Consider the following 22,820-nt stretch of genomic DNA (forward strand, 5'->3'; position numbering starts at 1 on the left):
CGGGCTAATGGTGGACGGGCGTGACGGCCACGAGGCTCCGGTAAAGCTCGTACCCGATGAACAGGGCGACGGGCACCCCGATCGCGACGAGCAACCGGCCGGCCAGGGGCGCCCCGGGCAGGGGCGCCTTCCGCTCCTCCAGCGGCGGGCCGGACGCGGTGCCGAACCCGGGCGTGAGCTCGGGCAGCAGCGCGGGCAGCACTTCCGGCTCAGGCCGCAGCTCGGGGTGCCTGGCCAGGTAACCGCTGGGGAACGACGTCACGTGATAGCCGCCGCATCCCGGGCAGCACGCGCCCGACGAGGGAGGTTGTACGGCAACGCCGGAACTGAGCCAGATCTCGACCTCGTTGCCGTGGTCGTCGGCGAAATGCCGGACGACGAATTCCTCCTCCCAGACACGCAGACAGCGAAGGCACTCGAAGGGCCAGGTCTCGCGGGTCTCGAACCCGTCGCGCACGAGGATCACCCCCGGCTGGGATTCGGTGGTCTAGGTGGTCTAGACCTGAGTCTGCGCCTGACCGTGCGCCTCCGCAAGGCGTAATTTATGACACTTCAAGCTACGAAACGCTCACCAAGTGTCATGGTTTACCGGCGATTTTCGCTACTTGTCCGCCCACCTCCGGGACCGGCGTCAGTACGGACGTCGCGGCGGAACCGGGCTGAGCAGCGGCGTCGCGTCCGGCACGCCGGGTTCGGCCGCCCGGAAAAGCTCCGGATGACGGGCCAGATACCCGGCCGGGAACGTGGTGGTCTGCTGACAGCCGCAATGCGGGCAGATCACCCCGGACGACGGCGGCGGCACCACCAACCCGTCCCTGAGCCAGATCTCGGCGGCGTTCCCGTGCTCGTCGTCGACGTGCCTGACGAGGTAGTCCTCTTCCCAGACGTGCCAGCAGCCGCGGCACTCCAAGGGCAGGGTCCTGCGTTCTTCCTCCACTGAGGTCACCCCCTCCCTTCGAGTGTCCGCCTCCCCTCCCGCCTGCCGCAAGCCGGGGGTCACCGAACCGTGAGCACGAAGGTGGCAGCCCCCAGCACGACGCTGAGGGTGCCGAGCCAGGCGAACAACGCGTCGAGACCCGCGTCGATGGGCCGTCCGCCGTGCAGGGCCTCCTGGACCCGGCGGAACCGCACCCCGGTCCTGATCAGCAGGACGGCACCGCAGAGCGCGGCCAGCGCGAACCCCGCGACGGCCACGGCGGGCAGGCCGTGGCGCACCGCGAGCCCGGCGGCGCCGAGCCCGCCCGTGGCCAGCGCCACGGCGGTACGCACCCAGGCGAGCCGGGTGCGCTCGCTCTGCAGGCCCTCGTCCCAGATCTCCTGTGACATCTACACCGACAGGATGATGAGGACGAGGGCGACGACGGCGACGGTGGCGACACCGTACCCGAAGACGGCCGCGAGGGCGGGCGGCGGGAGCGGCGCCTGGTTGCGCAGGGCGCGCTGGATGTTGCGCCAGCGCGGATAGGCCATGCCCGCGGCCAGCGCGGACAGCGACACGAGCATGACGGCCAGCACTGTGCGGACCCACGGCACGAACACGTCCGCGGGGACCGCCGCCATGGCCACCCCGCCCGCGCTGAGCGCCAGCGCCGTGCTCAGCCACGTGAGAAAGGTGCGTTCGTTGGCCAAGGTGAAACGCGGGTCGGGCTCCATGCCTTATATGGTAATTCGTCCCCTTTTCCCCTAGAGAAGCCGGGATTTCAGCTGCACGCCTTGGCGACCTGCCGCGCGTAGTCGACCGCTTCGCCGGCCACCTTCTGGGCCGCGTCGACGGCGTCGTTGACGTTCTGCACGTCGATCCCGCTCAAAGTCTTGGCAAGATCTTCGCTGGCCTGCTTGAGCGTGGTGTTGGCGGCCTTGTCGGCCACGTCGTTGAGCTTGCCCGCGGCGTCGTCGAGCGCCTTGTCCATGGCCTTGGGGTCGTCGGTGAGGTCCTTGACCTTGGCGGCCAGGTCGGTGACGATCTTCGGCGCCTCCAGGCACGCCTGGGCCTTGTCGATCGTGTCGTTGACCTCGCCGCACCCGGCGGCCAGGACGCATACGGCGAAGAGCGCCAGGGGAACGAACCGGCTCTTGATGAGTCGCATACCTCGACCTTACCCAGCGCTCCTGGGCACGCGGCGGCCCCGAAACCCTGGGAATCCCCTGATCTCCACCCCCACCCCCCGACGCACCAGCCGTACTGCGCTGGGATCACGGCCGTACCTCCCGTCCGGACGGTCAGGACAGGAGGCCCGATCGGTGGCCGGCGGACGCGAAGGCGGCCGTGATGCGGTCGAGCTGCGCGTCGGTGTGGGTGGCGGTGATGCTGACCCGGATGAGCGCCCGCCCCGGCGGCACCCCCGGCGACACCATGGCCGTGGTGAACACCCCTTCGTCGAACAACTCCCGCCACAACCGGAAGCACAGCAGGTCCTCCCCCACCGCCACGGCGATGACCGGACGCTCCGACGGCACGACCGCGTACCCCAGCCCCGCCAGCTCGCCGCTCAACCGCCCGGCCGCCGCGCGCAGCCGCCGTCGCCGTTCGGGCTCGGCCGCGACGATGTCCAGGGCGGCCAGCGCCGCGGCGGCGCAGGCCGGGGGCAGCGCGGCGGTGAACACCATGGACCGCGCGTGATGACGCAGGTAGAGGATGATCTCCTCAGGCCCCGCGACGGCGCCGCCGACCGTGCCGAGCGACTTGGAGAAGGTGATGGTCTGCACGTCCACGGCTTCCTCCAGGCCGTGCGCCTCGGCGGCGCCGCGTCCGCCCTCCCCGAGCAGGCCGACGTCGTGCGCGCTGTCCATCACGACGCGGGCGCCGTACGCGCGGGCGAGCTTGGCGATGCCCGGCAGGTCGCACACGTCCCCGGAGGTGGAGAACATGCCTTCTGTCACGATCATCCGGCCGGCGTCCGGGTCGCATGCGTCCAGCAGGCGTTCCAGGTGGTCCAGGTCGTTGTGCCGGTAGCGGCGTAAGCGGGCCCCGCCCAGGCGTACGGCGTCGATGAGGCAGGCGTGCACCAGCCGGTCGCCGATCACCACGTCGCCCGGCCCCAGCAGCGCGCCCAGTGCGAGGTTGGCCAGGTAGCCCGCGCTGGTCACCATGACCGCCGGACGCCCGAGGAACGCGGCGAGCCGCGCCTCCAGCTCCTCGTGCAGCGCGAGGGAGCCGTTCGCCAGCCGCGACCCGCCGCTGCCCGTCCCGAATCGCCGGACCGCCGCGACGGCCGCCTCCTTGACGCGGGGATCCCCCGACAGCCCGAGGTAGTCGTTGGACCCGGCCTGCACCAGCACCCGCCCGCCGACCACCACCTCCCCGTCGCCCGGCCGCTCCTCGACGGGGTGGTAGTAGGGATAGACGCCCAGATCCTTGACCGGCCGATACTCGGGCAGACGACACTTCGCGAACACATCGGTCATGACTTCTCGCTCCCCTTGGGTGCGGGCCCCTGAGAAGAAGTCTGATCGACCACCTTGCGAACCGCGCGCCTGGCAGCGGTCCTCCGGATGTCGTCGCTGGTCAGGACACGCACAAGAGGTCCGGACGGCAGAGGACGACGCCCGCGTTCTAGGATCTGGTTCATGGCAATGTGCGAGCATCTTTCCCAGGCCGACGACCCGGCGGCGAATACCCCTGAGGGCTGCGAGGAGTGCCTGGCCATCGGCAGCCGGTGGGTGCACCTGCGGCGCTGTCTCGAGTGCGGCCACATCGGCTGCTGCGACTCCTCGCCCAACAAGCACGCGACCAAGCACTTCCACGAGACCACGCACCCGGTGATGCAGTCGTACGAACCGGGCGAGAGCTGGCGCTGGTGCTTCGTGGACAACCAGATGGGCTGACCTCGCAAGACCCTAACCTGCCCTGCCCTGCCCTGCACGCGCAGGGCGGCGGCTCTGAGGGAGGCGTCTGTCGGGGTCAGCGTTCGAGGATGGCCTCCTCGAAGTCGAGCTGGGCCATCACCTCGCGCAGCACCTCGTCGTCGAGGCGGCGTTCGTCGCGCAGCCGCACGAACACCTCGCGCTCGGCCGTGAGCATGTCACGGCGCAGCCGCCGGTAGAGGCTGCTGGGGGTCTCGGCGCCGCCCTGGGCGGTGCCGCCGCCCAGGCGTTCCCACGCGGTCAGCGAACGACGCCACGACTTCTCCTTGAGCTGGTCGATGACCTGTTTCTTGATCTCGTCGGGCTCGCCCTCCTGCTGGACCAGCCGTTCGAGCTCGGCCAGGCCCGCCTCCAGCGCGGCCTGCTGGGCGGCCGCCTCGGCCAGCGTGTCCTCGTAGCGCTCCTGCTCGCTCGACACGCGCAGCTTCCTGATCAGCGCGGGGAACGTCATGCCCTGGATCAGCAAGGTGCCGATCACCGTGGTGAACGTCAGGAAGAGCAGCATGGCCCGGTCGCGGGCCGGGATCTCCGGCGGGATGGAGAAGGCCGCCGCCAGCGACACCACGCCGCGCATGCCGGCCCAGCCGAGGATCACCGTCTGCTGCGGGCTGGGCGGCGACGCGCCCCGCCGTACGAGCTTGACCAGCGGGGTGAAGGCGAACACCCACACGAACCTGGACACGATCGTCACCCCGAGCACCGCCAGCGCGTATCCGGCCACCTGCCAGGGGCCGTAGCCGGTGATGCCCTTGACCACGGTCACGAGCTGCAGCCCGATGAGGGCGAAGACGATCGACTCCAGGAAGAAGTCGGTGACCTTCCACACGGCGTCGGACACCAGCCGGGTGCCGAACCCCCGCTGGTGCATGCGGTTGCCCAGGTAGAGGCCGACGACCACGACGGAGATCACGCCCGAGGCGTGCACCGGCTCGGGACCCAGCCCGGAGACGTGCACGGACTCGGCCGCGAGGTAGGCCGCGAACGGGATCAGCAACATCAGCGTGTTCTCGACCAGCGAGTCGCGGGTGTGCTGGAACACCCACGCGAACACGAACGCCAGCGCCAGCCCGATCGCCACCCCGCCCAGCGCCGCGAACAGGAACTGCGCCACGCCCTGGAGCAGGTCGATGCTGCCGCCCACGGCCGCCCCGATGGCCACCCGGTAGGCCGTCAGCGCCGTGGCGTCGTTGAACAGGCTCTCGCCGATGAGGATCGTCAGCGACCTGCGCGGCAGCCCGAGCCGCCGGCCCACGGCGACGGCCGCCACGGCGTCGGGCGGCGCGATGATCGCGCCGAGCGCGAACGCGGCGGCGAGCGGGAGCTGGGGCAGCAGCAGGTGGACGACCAGCCCCACCACGGCCGTGGTGAACAGCACCAGGCCGATCGACAGCAGCGCCACGGCCCGCTTGACGTCACGCAGGCGCAGGTAGGAGCTGTCGAGCGCGGCCGAGTAGAGCAGCGGCGGCAGGAACACGAACAGCACCAGCTCGGGCTGCAACGGCACCGACGGCACCAGCGGCGAGACCAGCAACCCGGCCGCGACCAGCAACAACGGGGCCGGCCAGCCCCGCCGCCGCGCCACGGCCGCCACCGCGACCGCGCCACCGGCCATCAGCAGCAGTTGCAGGCCCATGGTCGGATTCAAGGACGCTCCTCCAGCTCACCCGGGTGGATGCCGAGAGCGTACCGGGCGGGCGGGAGGAGGGTGTCACCACTCCCGGCGGTCGCGCCCGTCGTCGTAGTCCTGCTGCTGGTCGGGGCGCAGGCGTTCGCCGGTCGAGAACAGGGGGTCGCCGACGTAGGGGCGGCCCATGTTCGGGTCGGACGACTGCGGCGGGTACTCCTGGCGGCCGAGCGCCAGCAACGGGTCCACCGGGTTGGGCGGCGGGGACTGCTGGTAGCCCTGGTAGGTGTCGGCCGCGCGGTAGGAGTCCTGGGCGGGCGCGGGGTTGTGCCTGCGGCCCGCGCCGGGGATGCCGTGCATGGGCGTGCCGAGCCCGGCCGTGCTCTGGGCCTGGGCCTGAGGCTGGGACGGAGATGGGGAAGCCGGCTGCTGGTAGGAGCCGTACGAGTCCGAGTGGTACTGCTGGGCCGGCGGGAAGGGGTCGGCGGCCTGGGACGGGAAGCCGAGCGGGTCGGTGCTCAGCGGCTGCGGGCGGCGCTGGTCACCGGGGAGCTGGTAGACCGGCTCGCTGCTGTCGACGTACTGGGGACCGGTGAAGGGGTCGCCGGCGTACTGGGGGCCGCTCAGCGGGTCACCCGTGTACTGCGGGCCGCTGTAGGCGTCACCCGTGTACTGGGGGCCGCTCAGCGGATCGCCCGTGTACTGCGGGCCGCTGAACGGGTCGCCGGTGTAGTGGGCGCCGCTGTGCGGGTCGCCGGGGTACTGGGCGGCGGGCTGCTCGACGTACTGGGGGCCGGTGAAGGGGTTGCGCTCGCCGTACGACGGCGTCTCCCTGGGCCCGGTGGTCTCGCTGTAGGAGGCCACCAGCTTGTCCTGCGGCGCCGGGCCGCGCGCCACCAGCACGTCGTTGGGCGACAACGACGCGGTGGGCCGCTCGTCGAGCGCGGACGGAGGCTGCTGCTGGGCGTGGTGGGACGGCCGGTGGTACGTGCCGGTGCCCGGCATGACCTCGGTGCCCGGATCGGCCGCGGGCACCGCGGGCTGCTCGCCCGTGGCCTCGGCGAAGCCGTCGTCGAGCGTGTCGAGCAGCCTGCCGACGTCCTCCATCGGCATGCGGAAGCTCGCTGTGCACATCTCCCCTCGCCACAGGCTGAGGACCAACGTGCCCTCATGCCACGTGACCCGGAGGCACCGCTCCTGACCTCGTGCATCGAAGAAGACTTCGCCGAACGACGGCAACGGGACAACTTCCGACATGGCAGACATACTGCTTTAACCAGCCTTTATTCGTCCACTCAACCCCGGAAAACCCTACCTAAACGGTCTCACCACTGAGACCGTAAACCCCACTGACCACACGAGCAAGATCGTCCTGACCAGTTGGAGTTCCGATCGACAGTGTGCCACGCGACCCGCGAAAGGGGCCCGTGAACGCCGGGATGCGCATGGCCGAACACACCGCGTCCGGCGCGTCGGCCCGGGATTGCGGGTACCGTTGACGACCGTGCCGGACTCCCATCTCCCGTCAACGGACGAACTGCTCAGCATCGCGGTCGGCGCTCTCGGAGGGAGCGAACGGCAAGGCCAGATCACCATGGTCAAGGCCGTCCAGAAGGCCATCGACGACGAGGAGCACCTGGCCGTCCAGGCGGGCACGGGCACCGGCAAGTCGCTGGCGTACCTGGTGCCCTCGATCCGGCACGCCATGGACAGCGACACGCCCGTCGTGATCTCCACGGCCACCATCGCGCTGCAGCGCCAGCTCGTCGACCGCGACCTGCCCCGGCTGGCCGAGGCGCTGGGCAAGGAGCTGCCGCACGAGCCGACGTTCGCCATCCTCAAGGGCCGGCGCAACTACCTGTGCCGCTACAAGGCGACGGCGGGCTGGCCCGAGGAGGACGAGCAGGACCAGCTCTTCGACCCGCGCGAGGTGAGCGCCACCGGCCGCATGGTCCAGCGCATCCAGGAGTGGGCCGACGAGACCGAGACGGGCGACCGCGACGAGCTGGTGCCCGGGGTGAGCGAGCAGGCCTGGCGGCAGTTCTCGGTGAGCGCGCAGGAGTGCCTGGGCGCCACCCGCTGCCCGAGCGGCCCCGAGTGCTTCGCCGAGCTGGCCAGGGCGCGCGCGGGCGAGGTCGACGTCGTGGTGACCAACCACGCGCTGCTGGCCATCGACGCCATGGGCGACCTGCCGGTGCTGCCCGAGCACGAGGTCGTCGTCGTCGACGAGGCCCACGAGCTGGTTGACCGGGTGACCTCGGTGGTCACCGCCGAGCTGTCGGAGGCGTCGGTGATGCTGGCCGTGCGCCGCGTCGGCCGGCTGATCGAGCAGCCGCTCGCCGACCAGCTCATGGAGGCGGGCGAAGACCTCAAGGCGCTGCTGGCCGCCGCGCCGCCCGGCCGCATCGACGAGCTGCCGCAGGTGCTCGGGCTCACGCTGCAGCTCATCCGCGACACCGCCTGGCGCTGCGTCACCGCCATGGGCCCGCGCAACGCCGACAAGGACGACCCCGACAAGGCGGGCCAGCGCAAGGCCGCCTTCACCGCGCTCGACGAGGTGCACGACACCGCCGTCCGCATGCTCGACGCCTACGGCCACGCCTCCGAGGCCGACCGCGCCGAGGTGGTCTGGCTCGACGGCGCCACCGACCGCCGTCCGCCCATGCTGCGGGTCGCGCCGCTGAGCGTGAGCGGCATGCTGCGCGACCGGCTGTTCGGCGAGCGCACGGTGGTGCTCACCTCCGCCACGCTCGCCCTCGGCGGCACGTTCGAGGGGCTGGCCGCGCAGTGGGGGCTGGGCGACAGCAAGCGCTGGCAGGGCATCGACGTCGGCTCGCCGTTCGACCACCCGCGCGCCGGCATCCTCTACGTCGCCAAACACCTCCCCCAGCCGGGCCGCGACGGGCTTCCGGAGCAGTATCTCGACGAGATCACCGAGCTGATCGAGGCGGCCGGCGGGCGCACGCTGGGGCTGTTCTCCTCGATGCGGGCCGCCAAGGCCGCCACCGAGGCGCTGCGCGAGCGGCTCGACGTGCCGCTGCTGTGCCAGGGCGACGACTCCACCATGCTGCTGGTCAAGCAGTTCGCCGAGGACGAGCCGACCTGCCTGTTCGGCACGTTGTCGCTGTGGCAGGGGGTCGACGTCCCGGGGCCGTCGCTGCGGCTGGTCATCATCGACCGGGTCCCGTTCCCGCGTCCCGACGACCCGCTCACCTCGGCCCGCCAGCGCCACGTGGCGGCGCGCGGCGGCAACGGATTCATGGCGGTGGCCGCCAACCACGCGGCCCTGCTGCTGGCCCAGGGCACCGGCCGGCTGCTGCGCGCCCAGAACGACAAGGGCGTCATCGCGGTCCTCGACCCGCGCCTGGCCACGGCCCGTTACAGCGGTTTCCTCCTGGGCTCGCTGCCGCCCTTCTGGCGCACCACCGACCCGGCCGTCCCCCGCGCCGCCCTCAAGCGCCTGTCCACCGAGTCCTGACCTTTCAGGCAGGTCACGGCACACCACGGAGAGGGGCGAGGCGGGCTCGCGTCGCGGCGGCCCGCCGGTGAAGGGTCAGCGGGCGTTTCCTGGACGGCCCCGGGCCGGAGTACGGCGGGTGGGCCGACCAGGCGAAGCCGTACGGGAAAAGGCCCTGACCCGGCGGCGGGAAAGCTAGAACGGGGTGAGGTCGGGGCGCTTCGGGGTGAGGCCGTCGCCGGAGGAGGTGCCGCGCAGGCGGCGGGACATCCACGGCATCAGGTGCTCGCGGATCCACAGGGCGTCCTCGCGGCGCCGCGCCCGAGGGTCGACCATGCGCTCCGGCCACTCCTTGCGCCAGTCGTCGAACGGCACCCCCAGCACGTCGAGCACGCGGGCGGCCACCAGCCGATGTCCGTCCTCGTTCATGTGCAGGCGGTCGGCGCTCCAGGCCCGCCAGTCGCGCAGCCCCTGCATCGACCACTGGTCGACCAGCCGGCACCCGTAGAGGTCGGCGATGGAGCGGATGTGCAGGTAGAAGATGGCGAACCGGCCGCGCAGCCGCCGCATCAGCGGCGTGTCACGCGGGTCGACCCCGGTGAACAGCAGCACGTCCGCGCCTCCGGCCCGCAGGTCGCGCACCGCGCGGGACAGGCGCTTGGCCATCACGTCGGGGTCGCTGCCCGGCCGCAGCAGGTCGTTGCCGCCCGCGCAGAAGCTCACCAGGTCGGGGCCCATCTCGACGGCCCTCGGCACCTGCTCGGCGATGATCTGGTCGAGCAGCTTGCCGCGGACGGCCAGGTTCGCATAGCGGAACGCCGGGTCGTCCGCGGCGAGCCGTTCGGCGACCCGGTCGGCCCAGCCGCGGTAGTGCCCGTCGGGGCCTGGATCGTTCAGTCCTTCCGTGAAACTGTCCCCGAGGGCGACGAAGGACTTGTATTGCCTCATGAGCTGCTGTTCATCTCCGCGATAGCGTGTAGCGCCAGGACGTAGGACTGTAGTCCGAATCCGGCGATCGTGCCCGTCGCCACCCCGGCGACGACCGAGGTGTGGCGAAACTCTTCCCTGGCCGCGGGGTTGCTGATGTGCACCTCGACGAGCGGGGCGGTGCGCTGGGCGATGGCGTCGCGCACGGCGTAGGAGTAGTGGGTGAAGGCGGCCGGGTTGAGCACGACGGGGATGCGGCCGTCGGCGGCCTCGTGCAGCCAGCCGATCAGCTCGGCCTCGTCGTCGGTCTGGCGCACCTCGACGTGCTCGCCGAGCTTGCGGCCGGTGTCGCGGCACAGCTCGGCGAGGTCCTCAAGCGTCTCGGCCCCGTAGACGTCGGGCTCGCGGGTGCCGAGCCTGCTCAGGTTGGGGCCGTTGAGCACGAGGATCATCGCGCGATCTCCTTGTAGGCGGCTTCGAGCAGCTCTTCGGCGGGGTCTTCGAGCCGGGCGGGCCTGGCCAGGTCGTCGAGGACGACGAAGCGCTGCTTGGCGCCGCGGTTCTTCTTGTCCAGCCGCATGTGGTCGCGCAGCCGCGGCCAGGCGTCGGCGCGGTAGGAGACCGGCAGGCCCACGGAGGTGAGGATCGCGCGGGTGCGGCCCACCAGGTCGGCGCGGCCGGACAGCCGGGACAGCTCGGCGGCGTAGACCATGCCGACGGCGACGGCCTCGCCGTGGCGGATCGTGTAGTGCTCGTCGCGCTCGATGGCGTGGGCGAGCGTGTGGCCGTAGTTGAGGATCTCGCGCAGGCCCTGCTCGCGCAGGTCGGCGCCCACGACGTCGGCCTTGACGCGGATCTTGCGCTCGATCAGCTCGCGGGTGTGGGGGCCGTCGGGCCTGGTGGCGCCCTCGGGGTCGGCCTCGACGAGCGCGAGGATCTCCGGATCGGCGATGAAGCCGCCCTTGACGATCTCGGCGAGCCCCGCCACGTAGTCGGCCCTCGGCATGCCGGGCAGCACGGCCAGGTCGCAGAGCACCCCGGCGGGCGGCAGGAACGTGCCCACCAGGTTCTTGCCCTCGGGGGTGTCGATGCCGTTCTTGCCGCCGACGGCGGCGTCGACCATGGCCAGCAGCGTCGTCGGCACGAGCACGACCTGCACGCCGCGCAGCCAGGTGCCGGCCACGAACCCGGCCAGGTCGGTCGTCGCGCCCCCGCCCACGCCGACGACGGCGTCGGAGCGGGTCAGGCCGTGGCGGCCGAGCGCGGACCACAGGCCGGCGGCCACCTCGGGCGTCTTGCACGCCTCGCCGTCGGGGACGGGCAGGTCGGCCACCTCGTAGCCGGCCTCGGCCAGCGCCGCGAGAACCGGGCGGGACAGCTCGGGCAGGCCCTGCGGGCGGACGACGGCGACCGTGCGCACACCCGGCCTGAACAGGCCCGGCAGCTCGGCCTGCACGCCGCTGCCCACCACGACGTCGTAGGGGCTGTCGCCGGAGACGGAGATCCGCGTCGCGGTCATGCCGGCAGGCCCTCCAGGATCTCGTCGGCGAGCTCGCCGGGCTCGCGCTTGTCGGTGGCGAGCGTGACGACGGCCAGCCGCTCGTAGACCGGCCGCCGCTCCTCCATCAGCTTCTTGAGCTGGCTGCGCGGGTTGAGCACGAGCAGCGGCCTGGCCGAGGCGAGGCCGACCCGCTGGACCGCGTCGGCCAGGCCCACCTGGAGGTAGACCACGTGGTGACCGGCGAGCAGGGCCTGGGTCTCCTCGTTGAGCACGGCGCCGCCGCCGAGCGACAGGACGCCGTCGTGCTCGGCCAGGGCGCGGCGCACGGCCTCGTGCTCCAGCTCGCGGAAGCGGGCCTCGCCGTCCTCGACGAAGATGTCGGCGACCGGCTTGCCGGCCACGGCCTCGACATCGGCGTCGGTGTCGCGGAAGGCGACGCCGAGCCGCTCGGCGAGCAGCCGTCCGAGCGTGGTCTTGCCGGATCCGGGCGGGCCGATGAGCACGGCTCTGGTCATTGGTCGCTCACCTCTTCTCGTTCGCGCCGCGAGGCCGTCACTTGATCACCATCGAGGAGAGGTAGCCGGACAGGTTGCGGGCGACCTCCTCCACCGAGTCGCCGCCGAACTTCTCCAGGGCCGCGTCGGCCAGCACCAGCGCGACCATGGCCTCGGCCACGATGCCCGCGGCCGGGACGGCGCACACGTCGGAGCGCTCGTGGTGGGCCTTGGCGGCCTCGCCGGTCTTGACGTCGATGGTGGCCAGGGCCCTCGGCACGGTGGAGATGGGCTTCATGGCGGCGCTGACCCGCAGGACCTCGCCGTTGGTCATGCCGCCCTCGACGCCGCCCGCGCGGTTGGTGACGCGCTTGACGCCGCTCGCGGCGGTGTACTCGATCTCGTCGTGGGCGCGCGAGCCGGGCCGCCGGGCGGTCTCGAAGCCGTCGCCGACCGCGACGCCCTTGATCGCCTGGATGCCCATGAGGGCCGCGGCGAGCCGGGAGTCGAGCCGGCGGTCCCAGTGGGTGTAGCTGCCCAGGCCGGGCGGCAGGCCGTAGGCGAGCACCTCGACGACGCCGCCGAGTGTGTCGCCGTCCTTGTGGGCCTGGTCGATCACGGCGACCATGGCGGCGCTGCCCTCGGCGTCGGAGCAGCGGACCGGGTCTTCGTCGATCCTGGACAGGTCGCCGGGGCCGGGCAGGATCTCGGTGGGCGTCTGCGCGCCGCCGATGGAGGTGACGTGGCTGAGGATGTCGACGCCGAGCGCCTGCTTCAGGAAGCGCCTGGCGACCTCGCCGAGCGCGACGCGGGCGGCGGTCTCGCGGGCGCTGGCCCGGTCGAGCACCTGGCGGGCGTCGTCGAAGCCGTACTTCTGCATGCCGGCCAGGTCGGCGTGGCCGGGGCGGGGGCGGGACCGCGGCGCGTTGCGGCCCAGGCCCTCCAGCTCGGCCGGGTCGACCGGGTCGGCCGACATGACCTTCTCCCACTTGGGCCACTCGGTGTTGCCGACGCGGACGGCGACCGGGCTGCCCATGGTGCGGCCGTGGCGTACGCCGCCGACGATCGTGACCTGGTCCTGCTCGAACTTCATCCGGGCGCCGCGGCCGTAGCCGAGCCGGCGGCGGCGCAGGGCCTCGTCGATCGCGGCCGTGGTCACCTCGACCCCGGCGGGCAGTCCTTCGAGGATGGCAACGAGTTCGGGGCCGTGGGACTCTCCGGCCGTCAACCAGCGCAACATGACTCCAAGTCTTCCACGTGCGGCCGGGTGGGATGTCCGTCGTTCACCAGCCGAGACAGAGCACCACAAAAGCCCCGAGCAGCATGAACGGCCCGAAAGGGAACTGGGTGTGCCGGTCACCCCGCCGGGTGAGCAGCAGCGCCACCGCGTACAGCGCGCCGAGCGCCTGCCCGGCGAACGCCGCGGCCACCCACGCCTGCCAGCTCGTCGCGGCCGCCGCCATGCCGATGAGGCCGGCCAGCTTGACGTCGCCGAGCCCCATCGCGTCGGGCCGGGCGAACCACAGCAGGCCGTAGACGGCCGCCAGCGCCGCCGCGCCAAGGAGCGCGCGCGGCAGCTCCCCGGTGGGGAGCAGGGTCAGTGCGATGATCGGGTACGCGGGCAGCGTGATCGCGTCGGGCAGCAGGGTGGTGCGCCAGTCGATGACCGCCAGCGCCGTGCCGGCCAGCGCGAGACCGGCGTACGGCGGCCCGGCGAGCCAGGCGGTCAGGGCCGTCACGGCGGCGGTCAGCACTTCCACGCCGGGCGGCCAGGGCGGCGGGGGCGCGAGGTCGTCGTAGGAGTCGGCCAGGGCCCTGACCTGGCGTCCGGCGACCAGACCGAGCAGCGCCATCAGTGCGACCACGAGCCGACCTTAATGCGGCGGCCCGGCGGCCGTCCCGGGATCGCGCCGGGCGGTCCGGGTATGGCGCTCGCCAAGAGGGAAGCCGCGCCCCGGCGGGCCTTCGCGCTCCGGACGGTGGGCCACGACGCACTCCGGCGGTCATGGGTTCGGGGGCGATCCCCCAAGGAACTTTGATCGTCCGGGCCGGGGTGGCACGCGCTCCGGAGGGTCGTCGGGAACCTACTTTCTGTCGTGGCCCCCCCGGAAGAGTGACCGAGAGGAAGACCCATGTTCCGTGGCATCCTGGCCGGCGGCCTCGCGCTGAGCGCCGCAAGCCTCATCATGACCGGCCCCGCCGCGTACGCCGACCTGCAGGCCCCGTACGCGCGGGCCGCGGCGATCGTCGACGCGGACGGCGAGCTGAACAACGGCAAGAACATCCTCAAGACGTGGCGGGCCTCGACCGGCCGCTACTGCGTGATGGTCGACAAGCACGTCACCACGTCCGCCGCGGTGATCCAGATCACTCCGCGGGCGCCCCGCCGCCTGCCGTTCATCGCCTACCGGAGCCCGTCGGCGACCTGCCACGAGACCAACACCATCACGGTCGGCGTCTACGACACCAGCACCGGCCGGCTCGCCGACGGCGGCTTCGACCTGACCATCTCCTGATCCGAGAACCGAAGGAGCACCCGATATGAACATCATCCGGCGCGCCGCCGTCGCCGCGCTCGCCGCGGCCGCCGTCCTGACTCCGGCGGCGGCGCACGCGGACACCCCGTACGCCCAGGCCTCGGCCGTCGTCGAGGCGGACGGCACGGTGGCCGACAGCAAGAACGTCGAGGAGGTCAAGCGCCTGTTCCGCGGGACGTACTGCGTGATCCTCGGCGAGGACATCGACTACGACGGCGCCGTGGTGATCCACGTGACGCCGACGGGCCGGGCCACCTACCCGCGTTCGCTGGCGGTGCAGCGTGGGGCGGCGATCTGCGGCGGCCACTACCGGGCGGTCGCCGTCTACAGCCAGCTCGCCAACGGCGTGGCGGCCGACACCGGGTTCTACCTGACCGTCTCCTGAGGACGTCCGCGGACGCCCCCGGCCGGTGACCTGCACCGGCCGGGGGCGTCGGCGCGTCCGGCCGTCCGCGGGGACGGGCGCGTGGAGGGCGGTGTCAGCCGCTTCTGCGGGAGAACCAGCGGCGGCGGGGCGGGGCCGGCTCCATCCTGGCGACGGTGACGCCGCTGAGCTGGTCGACGGTGCCGGACTCGACCGCGGCCAGCGCCCGCAGCACCTCGCCCTCGATCACGAACTGCACCGGCCCGGCCACGTCGACCACGACCGCCGCGGCCTCCTCGTGCACGGCCGCCCGGCAGACCTGGAGCGTGCCGGTCTGGATGGGCCGGGCGTCCTCGCGCCACCTGGTCAGCGCGTCGGTGCCGGTGAAGGCGAGCACCGCGTGCCTGCCGTCCGCGCCGACGAGCTTGGGCAGCGCCATCTCGCTCTCCTTCTCCTGGCGCAGCCCGTGCTCGCCGACCTCGGACTCGGTCAGCAGGGCGACCACCGGCACCAGCAGCCGCGCGCCGCTCAGGGCGGCCAGCACGTCGGCGGGGCCGCACGTGCCCGCCTCGTAGGCGGCCAGGGCGGCGGCCACCGCGGGAGCGGCGCTGCCGTCGTCGTCGGGGTCGAGTGGTTGCGGGATGGTCGGCACAGCGAATGAGACTACCCGCGGCTGCCCACGCTCCGGTTCCCGGCGCGGTCCTGCCGGTGCGGGGCGTGATGCCCTGGCGCTAGCCGAGGTCGGCGATGGCCGCGACCGGGCCGCCGCCCGAGGGCCCCTGGTGCACGGCGGCCACCGAGACGAACACCGCGGGGTCGCCGGTGACCGAGGCCGCCACCCCGCCGACGGCCGCCTTGATCTGCCGGTGCCAGTGCACGTCGGAGTCGTCCAGCATGATGTTGCGCCGCCCGCGCACCCGCCCCGACGGGTCGGCCTCGCACTTCATGAACACGTTGACCAGCCGCCCGCCGAGGTCGGAGGGGTGGGGGCGGTCGGGCAGCGGCAGACCGGCGTCCCTGATGGCGTCCCAGATGCCGTCGGCGTCGAGCGCGTCCTTCATGACGCTGTGCCCGATGCGGTAGCGCCCGCCGATGCCGCGCACGTTCCCCACCAGCACGATCTGCGCCCGGTCCAGCTCCACCCCGGACGAGCACGAGGCCACCGACGAGTACAGCGACAGGTCCTTGTGGATCTGGTCGGCGGCCGGCATGTCGATCTCGCCGAGCGCGACCGCGATGCCGAGCGCGGTGGTGGAGTTGGACAGGTCCATCGACGGGCCGGTCTCCTCGATGGCGGTGTCCTGGCCGCGGCTCCTGGCCTCGGTGATCGTGGCCAGGGTGAGCAGCGGCGTCTTGGTCTGCACGTAGTGCACGTCGCGCGGGTCGTCGATGCCGGCGATCTTCATGGCCTCCCGCACCCCGGCGGCCACCTTCTCCACCATCGCCGGGCGGCCGATGTCCTCCGGCAGGATCACCTCGCTCATCGCCACGCCCACCGACAGGCGCGGCTCGTCGCCGGCCGGGGCGTCCGCCGTGGTGGCGAAGACGGTGGCGTGCGGGCTGAGGACGCCGTCGGTGCCGCCCGACCACACCAGCGGCACGCTCTCGGGGGACGGGTGGCCGTGCTCGGCCAGGACCTCGCGGAAGGCGCGGTCGGCCAGGATGCGCGTGTAGTCGTTGACGCCGCCGTTGCCCTCGGTCTTGCCGATCACCGCGAGCACCCGGCGCGCCTCGATCACCCCGTCCGCGATGAGCCGTGACAGCCCGGAGGCGTCGGTCACGCTCTCGATCGGCACCTTTCGCACTTCAATCGGGTCCGGCATGCGTTGCCCCTTCTCCAGTACCGGCTTCCCCACCGTCGCGACGCTAGCCGAGCGGCCCGGCGAGGTTCATGGGCAATGTCTGCCCATGAACGGCCGCCGCGATGTCAAGGTGCGCTCGCCTCTCAAGCTCTCGGCGGAACCTCGAAGCTCACAAAAGCACCGAAGGTAGTGTTCCCGGATGTGATTCGCGAAGCCCACGTCAACGGCATCAAGCTCGTCTACCGCGAGGAGGGCGACCCCGCCGCTCCCCCGCTGGTCCTCGTCCACGGCAGGACCGCGAACCACAACGACTGGAACGGCATCACCCAGCACTTCGCCGCCCGCCACCACGTCCTCGCCCCCGACCTGCGCGGCCACGGGGCCAGCGACCGGCCCGGCGAGTACGCGGTGGGCACGATGGCCGAGGACATCGTGGCGCTCCTCGACCACGTGGGCCTCGACCGCGTCCGGCTGGTCGGGCACTCGCTGGGCGGCATGGTGTCCTACCACGTGGCCATGCGCCACCCGGGACGCGTCGAGCGGCTGGTGCTGGAGGACGTCACGCCGCCGTACCCGATCGAGGGGCGGCAGCCTCTCGTGGAGGACGACTCCACCGGGTTCGACTGGCGGATGATGCACCAGACCGAGCCGTACATCGTCGATCCCGACCCGGCGCTGGCCGCCGAGCTGGGCAGGATCACGGCGCCCACGCTGGTGCTGTCGGGCGGGCGGCAGAGCCCGTTCGACGCCCCCGCGCTGGCCCGCCTGATCCCCGGCGCCGAACTGGTCACGATCGAGGCCGGGCACCTCGTCCACGCCACCGAACGGGCCGCCTTCCTGGACGCGGTGGACGCCTTCCTGGACGGGTGAGCCCCGGACGTCCGGAGCTCTATGCTGGTCACCCCCCACGATTCTCGGAGACCCGCTGTGTCCAGCCCCCCACCGGCTCCCCGTCCCGGCATGACCCCGGAGCGGGTCGGGATGTTCAGCGACGCGGTGTTCGCGATCGCCATCACGCTGCTCGTCCTGGAGATCCCCCGCCCGGCCGAGGAGGACTTCCGTGACCTCGCCGGTTTCCTGGGCCACCACCAGGGCTCCTTCGTGGCGTTCGTGCTGGCCTTCCTCATGCTGTGGTTCAGCTGGCGGGCCCACCACACGCTCTTCGACCAGCTCCACCGGGTCTCCCAGCCGGTCCTGCTGCTGCACGTGCCGCTGCTGCTGTTCTCGGCGTTCCTGCCGTACACGATGAACCTGTGGAGCGAGATGTCGGCGGCGGACGTCGACGTCCAGGCGTCCAAGGGGGTCGCGCTGGCGCTGTTCGCGGGGACGGAGGCGATCCTGATGTTCTGCCAGGGCGCGCTGTTCACGCTGGCCCTGTCGCAGGGGCTGCTCAACGGCAACGCGAACAGGCGGCGCATGGGCACCTCGGCCTGGGTGTACTGGGGGTGCGGCGTGTTGTGGGCGGCCAGCGCGGTCCTGGCCTTCGGCGTCGGCGAGAACTCCACGTACGTGTGGATGGCCACGCCGGTCGTGGTCGCGGTCATCGTGTTCGTCCGCAGGCGGCTCGCGCCGGCCGCGATTCAGCCGGATGTCACGGGGCAAACGTGACCCCAATGTCACAAAGATCCGCCAAGGTGGAAAGGTGCGAACGAGGCTCAGCGATCACGTAAGGGAACGACTGGGCACATTCGGCCTTATGGCGCCCTCGATCGTGCAGTGCGCGGTGGGTGCGGCGCTGGCCTGGATCGTCGCCGTCGACCTGCTCGGGCACGCCCGGCCGTTCTTCGCGCCGATCTCCGTGCTGATCTGCGTCGGCGTGGGGCTCGGCCAGCGGCTGCGGCGCGTCGCCGAGCTGGTGGTCGGCGTGAGCCTCGGCGTCGGCGTCGGCGACCTGCTCGTGTCGTGGATCGGCTCGGGGCCCTGGCAGCTCGCGCTGGTCGTCGGGCTGGCCATGGCCGTCGCGCTGCTGCTCAACGGAGGGGCGCTGTTCGTCGCGCAGGCGGGGTCCTCGGCCGTGCTGGTGGCCACGCTGCTGCCCGGCGAGAACGCCGGCGGCCTCGACCGCATGGCCGACGCACTCACCGGGGGTGTCATCGGCGTCGCGGCGGTCGCGCTGATGCCCGCCAGCCCGTTCACGATCGCGGCCAAGCATCTGTCCGGCGTGCTGGACGCGCTGTCGACCGTCCTGGAGCAGGCGGCCGAGGCGATCGAGAAGCGGGACGTCGACCTGGCCGCCGAGGCGCTGGATGAGGCGCGCACGACGCAGGCGGCCGTCGAGGAGTTCGCGATGGCGCTGGAGACCAGCAAGGAGATCACCATGATCTCGCCGCTGCACTGGCACCGCCGGGCCGCGCTGGCCCGGTACGAGACCGCCGCCGTGCCCGTCGACCTGGCCCTGCGCAACGCCCGGGTGATGGTCCGCCGCACGCTGGCGGCGCTGGGCGAGGCGAGCCCGCCGCCCACGGCGCTGGCCGAGGCGATGCGGGAGGTCTCGGAGGCGGCGCTGCTGCTGCAACTGGAGCTGGCCGCCGGGCGTGATCCCCTGCTGGCCCGGCAGGCGCTGCTCGCGGTGGCCGGCCGGGAACGGCCCGAGCGGCTGGGCTTCTCCGCACATGTCATCATCGCGCAGCTGCGCTCGATCGCGGTGGACCTGTTGCAGGCCACGGGCCTGGAGCACGAGGAGGCCAGCCAGGCGCTCACGCCGCTCGACGAGCCCCAGGCCGGCTAGCCCCGCACGCCCGCCCCCGCAGCACGTCCAGCCCCGCACGTCGGGCCCCCCGCACGTCGAAGGCGGGCGCCCGTACGGGCGCCCGCCTTCACGGTCTCGCGAGGAGGTCAGACCGTCAGAAGTGCGGCCTCGGCCTCCAGGGTCGCGGCGGTGGCGTTGATCACCGCGGCCACCCGCAGCGCCTCCTGGACCTGCTCACGCGGCATGCCCGCGCCCCGCAGCACCTGCTCGTGCGACTCCAGGCAGCGGCCGCAGCCGTTGACCGCGGAGACCGCCAGGCACCACAGCTCGAAGTCCGTCTTGTCCACGCCCGGGTTGCCGATCACCGACATCCGGAGCCTGGCCGGCAGCGTCGCGTACGTCTCGTCGCCGATCAGGTGGGTGGCGCGGTAGTAGACGTTGTTCATCGCCATGATCGACGCGGCCGCCTTGGCGGCGGTGAACGCCTCGGCCGACAGGTGGTCGGCGGCGTCCTGCGAGAGCTCGGCGATGACCCGCGCCGACCTGGTGGCCAGCGCGCACGCCAGGACCGCGCCCCAGAGCTGCTGGTCGGTCAGCGACGAGGTGGTCGTGACCGAGCCCAGGTTGAGCCTGGTGTCCTTGGCGTAGTCGGGCAGGAGCGACTTCAGGTTGTCGACGCTCACTGGGCCAGCAGCTTCTGGGCGTCGAGGCCGGCCTCGCCCTTGTTCCAGTTGCACGGGCACAGCTCGTCGGACTGCAGGGCGTCGAGGACCCGCAGGACCTCCTTGACGTTGCGGCCCACGGAACCGGCGGTCACCATCGAGAACTGGATCTCGTTGTTCTGGTCGACGATGAACGTGGCGCGCTGGGCGACGCCGTCCTGGCCGAGCACGCCGCAGGCCTCCGACAGCTCGCGCTTGATGTCGCTCAGCATCGGGAAGGGCAGGTCGCGCAGGTCGTCGTGGTTCTTGCGCCAGGCGTGGTGCACGAACTCGGAGTCGACGGAGACGCCGAGCACCTGGGCGTCACGGTCGGCGAACTCGCCGTTGAGACGGCCGAACTCGGCGATCTCGGTCGGGCAGACGAACGTGAAGTCCTTCGGCCAGAAGAACACCACGCGCCACTTGCCCTCGTAGGTCTTGTGGTTGATCTCAGCGAACGCCTTGTCGGGGTCGAGGTCGACACAGGCCGTGAGTTCGTACTCGGGGAAGCGGTCACCGACGGTGAGCAAGTTCCTTCTCCTTTGGAGGAAGTGCGGGTCAGGGCACCTACGTTGCCGCACCTACCATTGATTCGAGAAATCGAGCAGTCGAACCAATCTGAGAGGTGATTCCTATCAGTGAGCCCACGCCCACCCTCGCTCAGCTGCGCTCCTTCCTCGCCGTGGCCGAGCATCTCCACTTCAGGGAGGCGGCGACGGCACTGAGGATGAGCCAACCCACCCTGTCCGGAAATATCGCCTCATTGGAGGAGATATTGGACACACAGCTCCTGGAGCGGACCACCCGGAAGGTGCTGCTCACGCCCGCCGGCGAGCGCGTGGCCGAGCACGCCTGGCGGGTTCTGGCCGCCGTGGAGGACCTGATGGGCGAGGCCGCCCAGAACCGCGAGCCGTTCAGCGGCCCGGCCCACCTCGGCGTGATCCCCACCGTGGCGCCGTACGTGCTGCCCGCGCTGCTGCCCATGTTCGCCCAGCGCTTCCCGCACCTGAAGCTGACCGTCCACGAGGCCAAGACGGACACGATCGTGGAGGAGATCCGCGAGGGGCGGCTCGACCTGGTCCTGCTCGCCCTGCCGACGGACGTGGGCGGCCTGGTGGAGGCGCCGCTCTACGACGAGGAGTTCCTGCTGGCCCTCCCCCGCGACCACCCCCTGGCCGCCGACCCGGCCCCGCTCGACCGCGACGCGCTCAAGGGCCTGGACATCGTCCTCCTCAACCAGGGCCACTGCCTGCGCGAACAGGCCATCGACGTGTGCCGCGAAGTGGGCGCGCGGGCCACCGCGACCACGTACGCGACCAGCCTGCCGACGCTGGTGCAACTCGTGGCGGGCGGTCTGGGCGTGACGCTGCTGCCGGAGTCGGCCGTGCCGGTGGAGACCGGCAAGCGGGTACGCCTGTCGCTGCGCCGCTTCGCCGCCCCGGCCCCGGGCCGCACGATCGGCCTGGCCTACCGCGCCTCCTCGGCCCGCGTGAGCGAGTACGCCCAGCTCGCCAAGGCCATCCGCACCGCCATCCGCCAACGCCGCCTCCCGGTCAGACTCACCTCCTGAACGCACGCAGCGCCGCGGCGATCTCCGCCGCGGCCTTGGTCATCAGGTCGGGATGGGCGTCACGCCCGAACAGCGAGGTCCGCGGCCTCCAGGAGCCCGAGGTCGCACACCTGGACGAGGCCGCCCACCGCGACACGGGCGATGCGCAGCCCCTGTTCGAGGCTGACGTGGCGGACGCCGGTTCGGGGTCAGCGGGGGACGAGGTGGAAGAAGGAGCCGTCGGTGGGGGTGGGGGTGGGGTCGGAGAGGTCGTCCAGGCGGGTGGTCGCGTCGGGCGGGAGGGCGAGGTCGAAGGCGGCCAGGTTCTCCTGGAGCTGCCGTACCGAGCGCGGCCCGAGCAGCACCGACGTGACGCCCGGACGGCCCGCGACCCAGGCCAGGGCGACCGCGGCGGGGTCGGCCCCGAGTCCGGACGCGACCTCGGCCAGCCCTTCGGCGACGGCCAGGTTGCGGTCGTTGAGCAGCGACTGCGCCCAGCGGGTCGCGCCGGGCATCGCGGCGCCGAGCAGGCGGCCCATGCGGCTGTCGGGGTCGGGGATCTCGCCGCGCCGGTAGCGGCCGGTCAGGACGCCGCCGCCGAGCGCGCCGTACACGACCGTGCCGAGGCCGAACCGGGCGCAGGCGGGCAGGATCTCGGCCTCGACGACCCGCTGGATCAGCGAGTACTGCGGTTGCAGGCTCACGAACGGCGTGCCGCCCACCCGTTCGGCGGCCCACTGCGCCTCGACGAGCTGGGCGGCGGTGAAGTTGGAGCAGCCGAGGTAGCGCACCTTGCCCGAGCGCACGAAGCCGTCGAGGGTGGCCATCGTCTCCTCGATGGGCGTGCCAGGGTCCCACTGGTGGCACTGGTAGAGGTCGATGTAGTCGGTGCCGAGGCGGCGCAGGCTGGCCTCCAGGGCGCGGGTGAGGTGCCGCCGGGACAGGCCCCGCCCCTCCGGGCCGACCGGCATGGCACCCTTGGTGGCCAGCACGACCCACTCGCGCCGGCCGCGCAGCGCCCGGCCGACGATCTCCTCGGTCTCGCCCCGGTGGTAGAGGTCGGCGGTGTCGATGAAGTTGCCGCCCGCGTCGAGGTAGGCGTCGATGACGCGGCCCGCCTCGGCCTCGTCGCCCGCGGCCAGGCCGTACTCGGTGCCGAAGTTCATGGTGCCGAGGCACGCGCGGGAGACGCGCAGCCCAGAACGTCCCATGGTCTGGAAGTCCACGAAAGCCCCTAGAATCGGAATGACTGTTCCGCTTGGATGCCGGGAACGATACGGAACAACGGTTCCGGATGTCAACGCGAGGAGG

At 72.1% G+C, this 22,820-nt stretch carries 27 protein-coding genes; 8 read left to right on the plus strand and 19 right to left on the minus strand.

Annotated features, from left to right (window positions below):
- Window positions 1–4: 4 nt before the first annotated feature.
- The 6 genes from AB0J97_RS17905 to AB0J97_RS17930 form a co-directional block, all read right to left on the minus strand.
- Window positions 5–457, minus strand: coding sequence for a hypothetical protein (locus AB0J97_RS17905; protein ID WP_357701311.1), 453 nt, complete (start codon window positions 455–457; stop codon window positions 5–7).
- 174 nt (window positions 458–631) lie between these two features.
- The gene (locus AB0J97_RS17910) at window positions 632–946 is read right to left on the minus strand and encodes a hypothetical protein (RefSeq protein ID WP_357701313.1); all 315 of its coding nucleotides are present in this window, start codon (window positions 944–946) and stop codon (window positions 632–634) included.
- 50 nt (window positions 947–996) lie between these two features.
- Window positions 997–1,326: a DUF202 domain-containing protein gene (locus AB0J97_RS17915; RefSeq protein WP_352324107.1), complete on the minus strand. Its 330-nt coding sequence runs from the start codon at window positions 1,324–1,326 to the stop codon at window positions 997–999.
- A complete protein-coding gene (locus tag AB0J97_RS17920) occupies window positions 1,327–1,653 on the minus strand; it encodes a DUF202 domain-containing protein (RefSeq protein WP_364089723.1) in 327 nt (108 codons plus the stop codon). It abuts the gene before it with no gap.
- A gap of 47 nt (window positions 1,654–1,700) precedes the next feature.
- Window positions 1,701–2,087 carry a hypothetical protein gene (locus AB0J97_RS17925; RefSeq protein WP_364089726.1) on the minus strand — a complete coding sequence of 129 codons (387 nt, stop codon included), beginning with the start codon at window positions 2,085–2,087 and terminating at the stop codon, window positions 1,701–1,703.
- 133 nt (window positions 2,088–2,220) lie between these two features.
- Window positions 2,221–3,405, minus strand: coding sequence for an aminotransferase class I/II-fold pyridoxal phosphate-dependent enzyme (locus AB0J97_RS17930; RefSeq protein ID WP_364089729.1), 1,185 nt, complete (start codon window positions 3,403–3,405; stop codon window positions 2,221–2,223).
- A 162-nt stretch (window positions 3,406–3,567) separates the two neighbouring features.
- Between AB0J97_RS17930 and AB0J97_RS17935 the strand changes: the two genes are divergently transcribed.
- Window positions 3,568–3,825 carry a UBP-type zinc finger domain-containing protein gene (locus AB0J97_RS17935; protein ID WP_364089732.1) on the plus strand — a complete coding sequence of 86 codons (258 nt, stop codon included), beginning with the start codon at window positions 3,568–3,570 and terminating at the stop codon, window positions 3,823–3,825.
- A gap of 76 nt (window positions 3,826–3,901) precedes the next feature.
- Here the strand turns inward: AB0J97_RS17935 and AB0J97_RS17940 are convergent, their stop codons facing one another.
- Both AB0J97_RS17940 and AB0J97_RS17945 read right to left on the minus strand, forming a co-directional pair.
- A complete protein-coding gene (locus tag AB0J97_RS17940; RefSeq protein WP_357701322.1) occupies window positions 3,902–5,509 on the minus strand; it encodes a Na+/H+ antiporter in 1,608 nt (535 codons plus the stop codon).
- A gap of 63 nt (window positions 5,510–5,572) precedes the next feature.
- The gene (locus AB0J97_RS17945; protein WP_364089735.1) at window positions 5,573–6,601 is read right to left on the minus strand and encodes a hypothetical protein; all 1,029 of its coding nucleotides are present in this window, start codon (window positions 6,599–6,601) and stop codon (window positions 5,573–5,575) included.
- Window positions 6,602–6,992: 391 nt separating this feature from the next.
- Between AB0J97_RS17945 and AB0J97_RS17950 the strand changes: the two genes are divergently transcribed.
- The gene (locus AB0J97_RS17950) at window positions 6,993–8,966 is read left to right on the plus strand and encodes an ATP-dependent DNA helicase (RefSeq protein WP_364089738.1); all 1,974 of its coding nucleotides are present in this window, start codon (window positions 6,993–6,995) and stop codon (window positions 8,964–8,966) included.
- 174 nt (window positions 8,967–9,140) lie between these two features.
- On the opposite strand, the gene AB0J97_RS17955 is transcribed toward AB0J97_RS17950, so the two are convergent.
- The 6 genes from AB0J97_RS17955 to AB0J97_RS17980 are packed head-to-tail and all read right to left on the minus strand — an operon-like array spanning window position 9,141 to window position 13,732.
- Window positions 9,141–9,893: an SGNH/GDSL hydrolase family protein gene (locus AB0J97_RS17955; protein WP_357701328.1), complete on the minus strand. Its 753-nt coding sequence runs from the start codon at window positions 9,891–9,893 to the stop codon at window positions 9,141–9,143.
- Entirely contained in the window at window positions 9,890–10,324 is a 435-nt protein-coding gene (gene aroQ / locus AB0J97_RS17960) for a type II 3-dehydroquinate dehydratase (protein WP_357701330.1), read from the minus strand. Before aroQ ends, AB0J97_RS17955 begins: the two co-directional genes overlap by 4 nt.
- Window positions 10,321–11,391 carry a 3-dehydroquinate synthase gene (aroB, locus tag AB0J97_RS17965; protein ID WP_364089743.1) on the minus strand — a complete coding sequence of 357 codons (1,071 nt, stop codon included), beginning with the start codon at window positions 11,389–11,391 and terminating at the stop codon, window positions 10,321–10,323. Before aroB ends, aroQ begins: the two co-directional genes overlap by 4 nt.
- Window positions 11,388–11,888 (minus strand): shikimate kinase, encoded by a 501-nt coding sequence (locus AB0J97_RS17970; RefSeq protein ID WP_364089746.1) that lies wholly within the window; start codon window positions 11,886–11,888, stop codon window positions 11,388–11,390. Before AB0J97_RS17970 ends, aroB begins: the two co-directional genes overlap by 4 nt.
- 37 nt (window positions 11,889–11,925) lie before the next feature.
- Complete coding sequence (aroC, locus tag AB0J97_RS17975) at window positions 11,926–13,107, minus strand: chorismate synthase (RefSeq protein WP_357701336.1); 1,182 nt, start codon at window positions 13,105–13,107, stop codon at window positions 11,926–11,928.
- Between the two features lie 43 nt (window positions 13,108–13,150).
- Entirely contained in the window at window positions 13,151–13,732 is a 582-nt protein-coding gene (locus AB0J97_RS17980; protein ID WP_357701338.1) for an A24 family peptidase, read from the minus strand.
- Window positions 13,733–13,999: 267 nt separating this feature from the next.
- Between AB0J97_RS17980 and AB0J97_RS17985 the strand changes: the two genes are divergently transcribed.
- A complete protein-coding gene (locus AB0J97_RS17985) occupies window positions 14,000–14,383 on the plus strand; it encodes a hypothetical protein (RefSeq protein WP_357701340.1) in 384 nt (127 codons plus the stop codon).
- A 25-nt stretch (window positions 14,384–14,408) separates the two neighbouring features.
- Entirely contained in the window at window positions 14,409–14,789 is a 381-nt protein-coding gene (locus AB0J97_RS17990; RefSeq protein ID WP_357701341.1) for a hypothetical protein, read from the plus strand.
- Between the two features lie 94 nt (window positions 14,790–14,883).
- On the opposite strand, the gene AB0J97_RS17995 is transcribed toward AB0J97_RS17990, so the two are convergent.
- Window positions 14,884–15,420 carry an SseB family protein gene (locus AB0J97_RS17995; RefSeq protein ID WP_357698286.1) on the minus strand — a complete coding sequence of 179 codons (537 nt, stop codon included), beginning with the start codon at window positions 15,418–15,420 and terminating at the stop codon, window positions 14,884–14,886.
- A gap of 79 nt (window positions 15,421–15,499) precedes the next feature.
- Entirely contained in the window at window positions 15,500–16,591 is a 1,092-nt protein-coding gene (locus AB0J97_RS18000; protein ID WP_357698284.1) for a ring-opening amidohydrolase, read from the minus strand.
- 180 nt (window positions 16,592–16,771) lie between these two features.
- Between AB0J97_RS18000 and AB0J97_RS18005 the strand changes: the two genes are divergently transcribed.
- The 3 genes from AB0J97_RS18005 (at window position 16,772) to AB0J97_RS18015 (ending at window position 19,298) form a co-directional block, all read left to right on the plus strand.
- A complete protein-coding gene (locus AB0J97_RS18005; protein ID WP_364089753.1) occupies window positions 16,772–17,440 on the plus strand; it encodes an alpha/beta hydrolase in 669 nt (222 codons plus the stop codon).
- A 90-nt stretch (window positions 17,441–17,530) separates the two neighbouring features.
- The gene (locus tag AB0J97_RS18010; protein ID WP_364089756.1) at window positions 17,531–18,178 is read left to right on the plus strand and encodes a TMEM175 family protein; all 648 of its coding nucleotides are present in this window, start codon (window positions 17,531–17,533) and stop codon (window positions 18,176–18,178) included.
- 88 nt (window positions 18,179–18,266) lie between these two features.
- On the plus strand, window positions 18,267–19,298 hold the full coding sequence (locus tag AB0J97_RS18015) for an FUSC family protein (protein ID WP_364089759.1): 1,032 nt from the start codon (window positions 18,267–18,269) through the stop codon (window positions 19,296–19,298).
- A gap of 107 nt (window positions 19,299–19,405) precedes the next feature.
- Here the strand turns inward: AB0J97_RS18015 and AB0J97_RS18020 are convergent, their stop codons facing one another.
- Complete coding sequence (locus AB0J97_RS18020) at window positions 19,406–19,942, minus strand: carboxymuconolactone decarboxylase family protein (protein WP_357698276.1); 537 nt, start codon at window positions 19,940–19,942, stop codon at window positions 19,406–19,408.
- Window positions 19,939–20,490 carry a peroxiredoxin gene (locus tag AB0J97_RS18025; RefSeq protein WP_357698274.1) on the minus strand — a complete coding sequence of 184 codons (552 nt, stop codon included), beginning with the start codon at window positions 20,488–20,490 and terminating at the stop codon, window positions 19,939–19,941. The genes AB0J97_RS18020 and AB0J97_RS18025 overlap by 4 nt, the downstream gene beginning before the upstream one ends.
- Before the next feature lie 95 nt (window positions 20,491–20,585).
- Here AB0J97_RS18025 and AB0J97_RS18030 point away from each other — a divergent pair, with 95 nt between their 5' ends.
- Complete coding sequence (locus AB0J97_RS18030) at window positions 20,586–21,530, plus strand: LysR substrate-binding domain-containing protein (protein ID WP_364089764.1); 945 nt, start codon at window positions 20,586–20,588, stop codon at window positions 21,528–21,530.
- A gap of 188 nt (window positions 21,531–21,718) precedes the next feature.
- Here AB0J97_RS18030 and AB0J97_RS18035 read toward each other — a convergent pair whose 3' ends face one another.
- Complete coding sequence (locus tag AB0J97_RS18035; RefSeq protein WP_364089767.1) at window positions 21,719–22,735, minus strand: aldo/keto reductase; 1,017 nt, start codon at window positions 22,733–22,735, stop codon at window positions 21,719–21,721.
- Between the last annotated feature and the right edge of the window lie 85 nt (window positions 22,736–22,820).

The sequence above is a fragment of the Nonomuraea sp. NPDC049607 genome (assembly GCF_040675375.1).
GTDB lineage: Bacteria > Actinomycetota > Actinomycetes > Streptosporangiales > Streptosporangiaceae > Nonomuraea.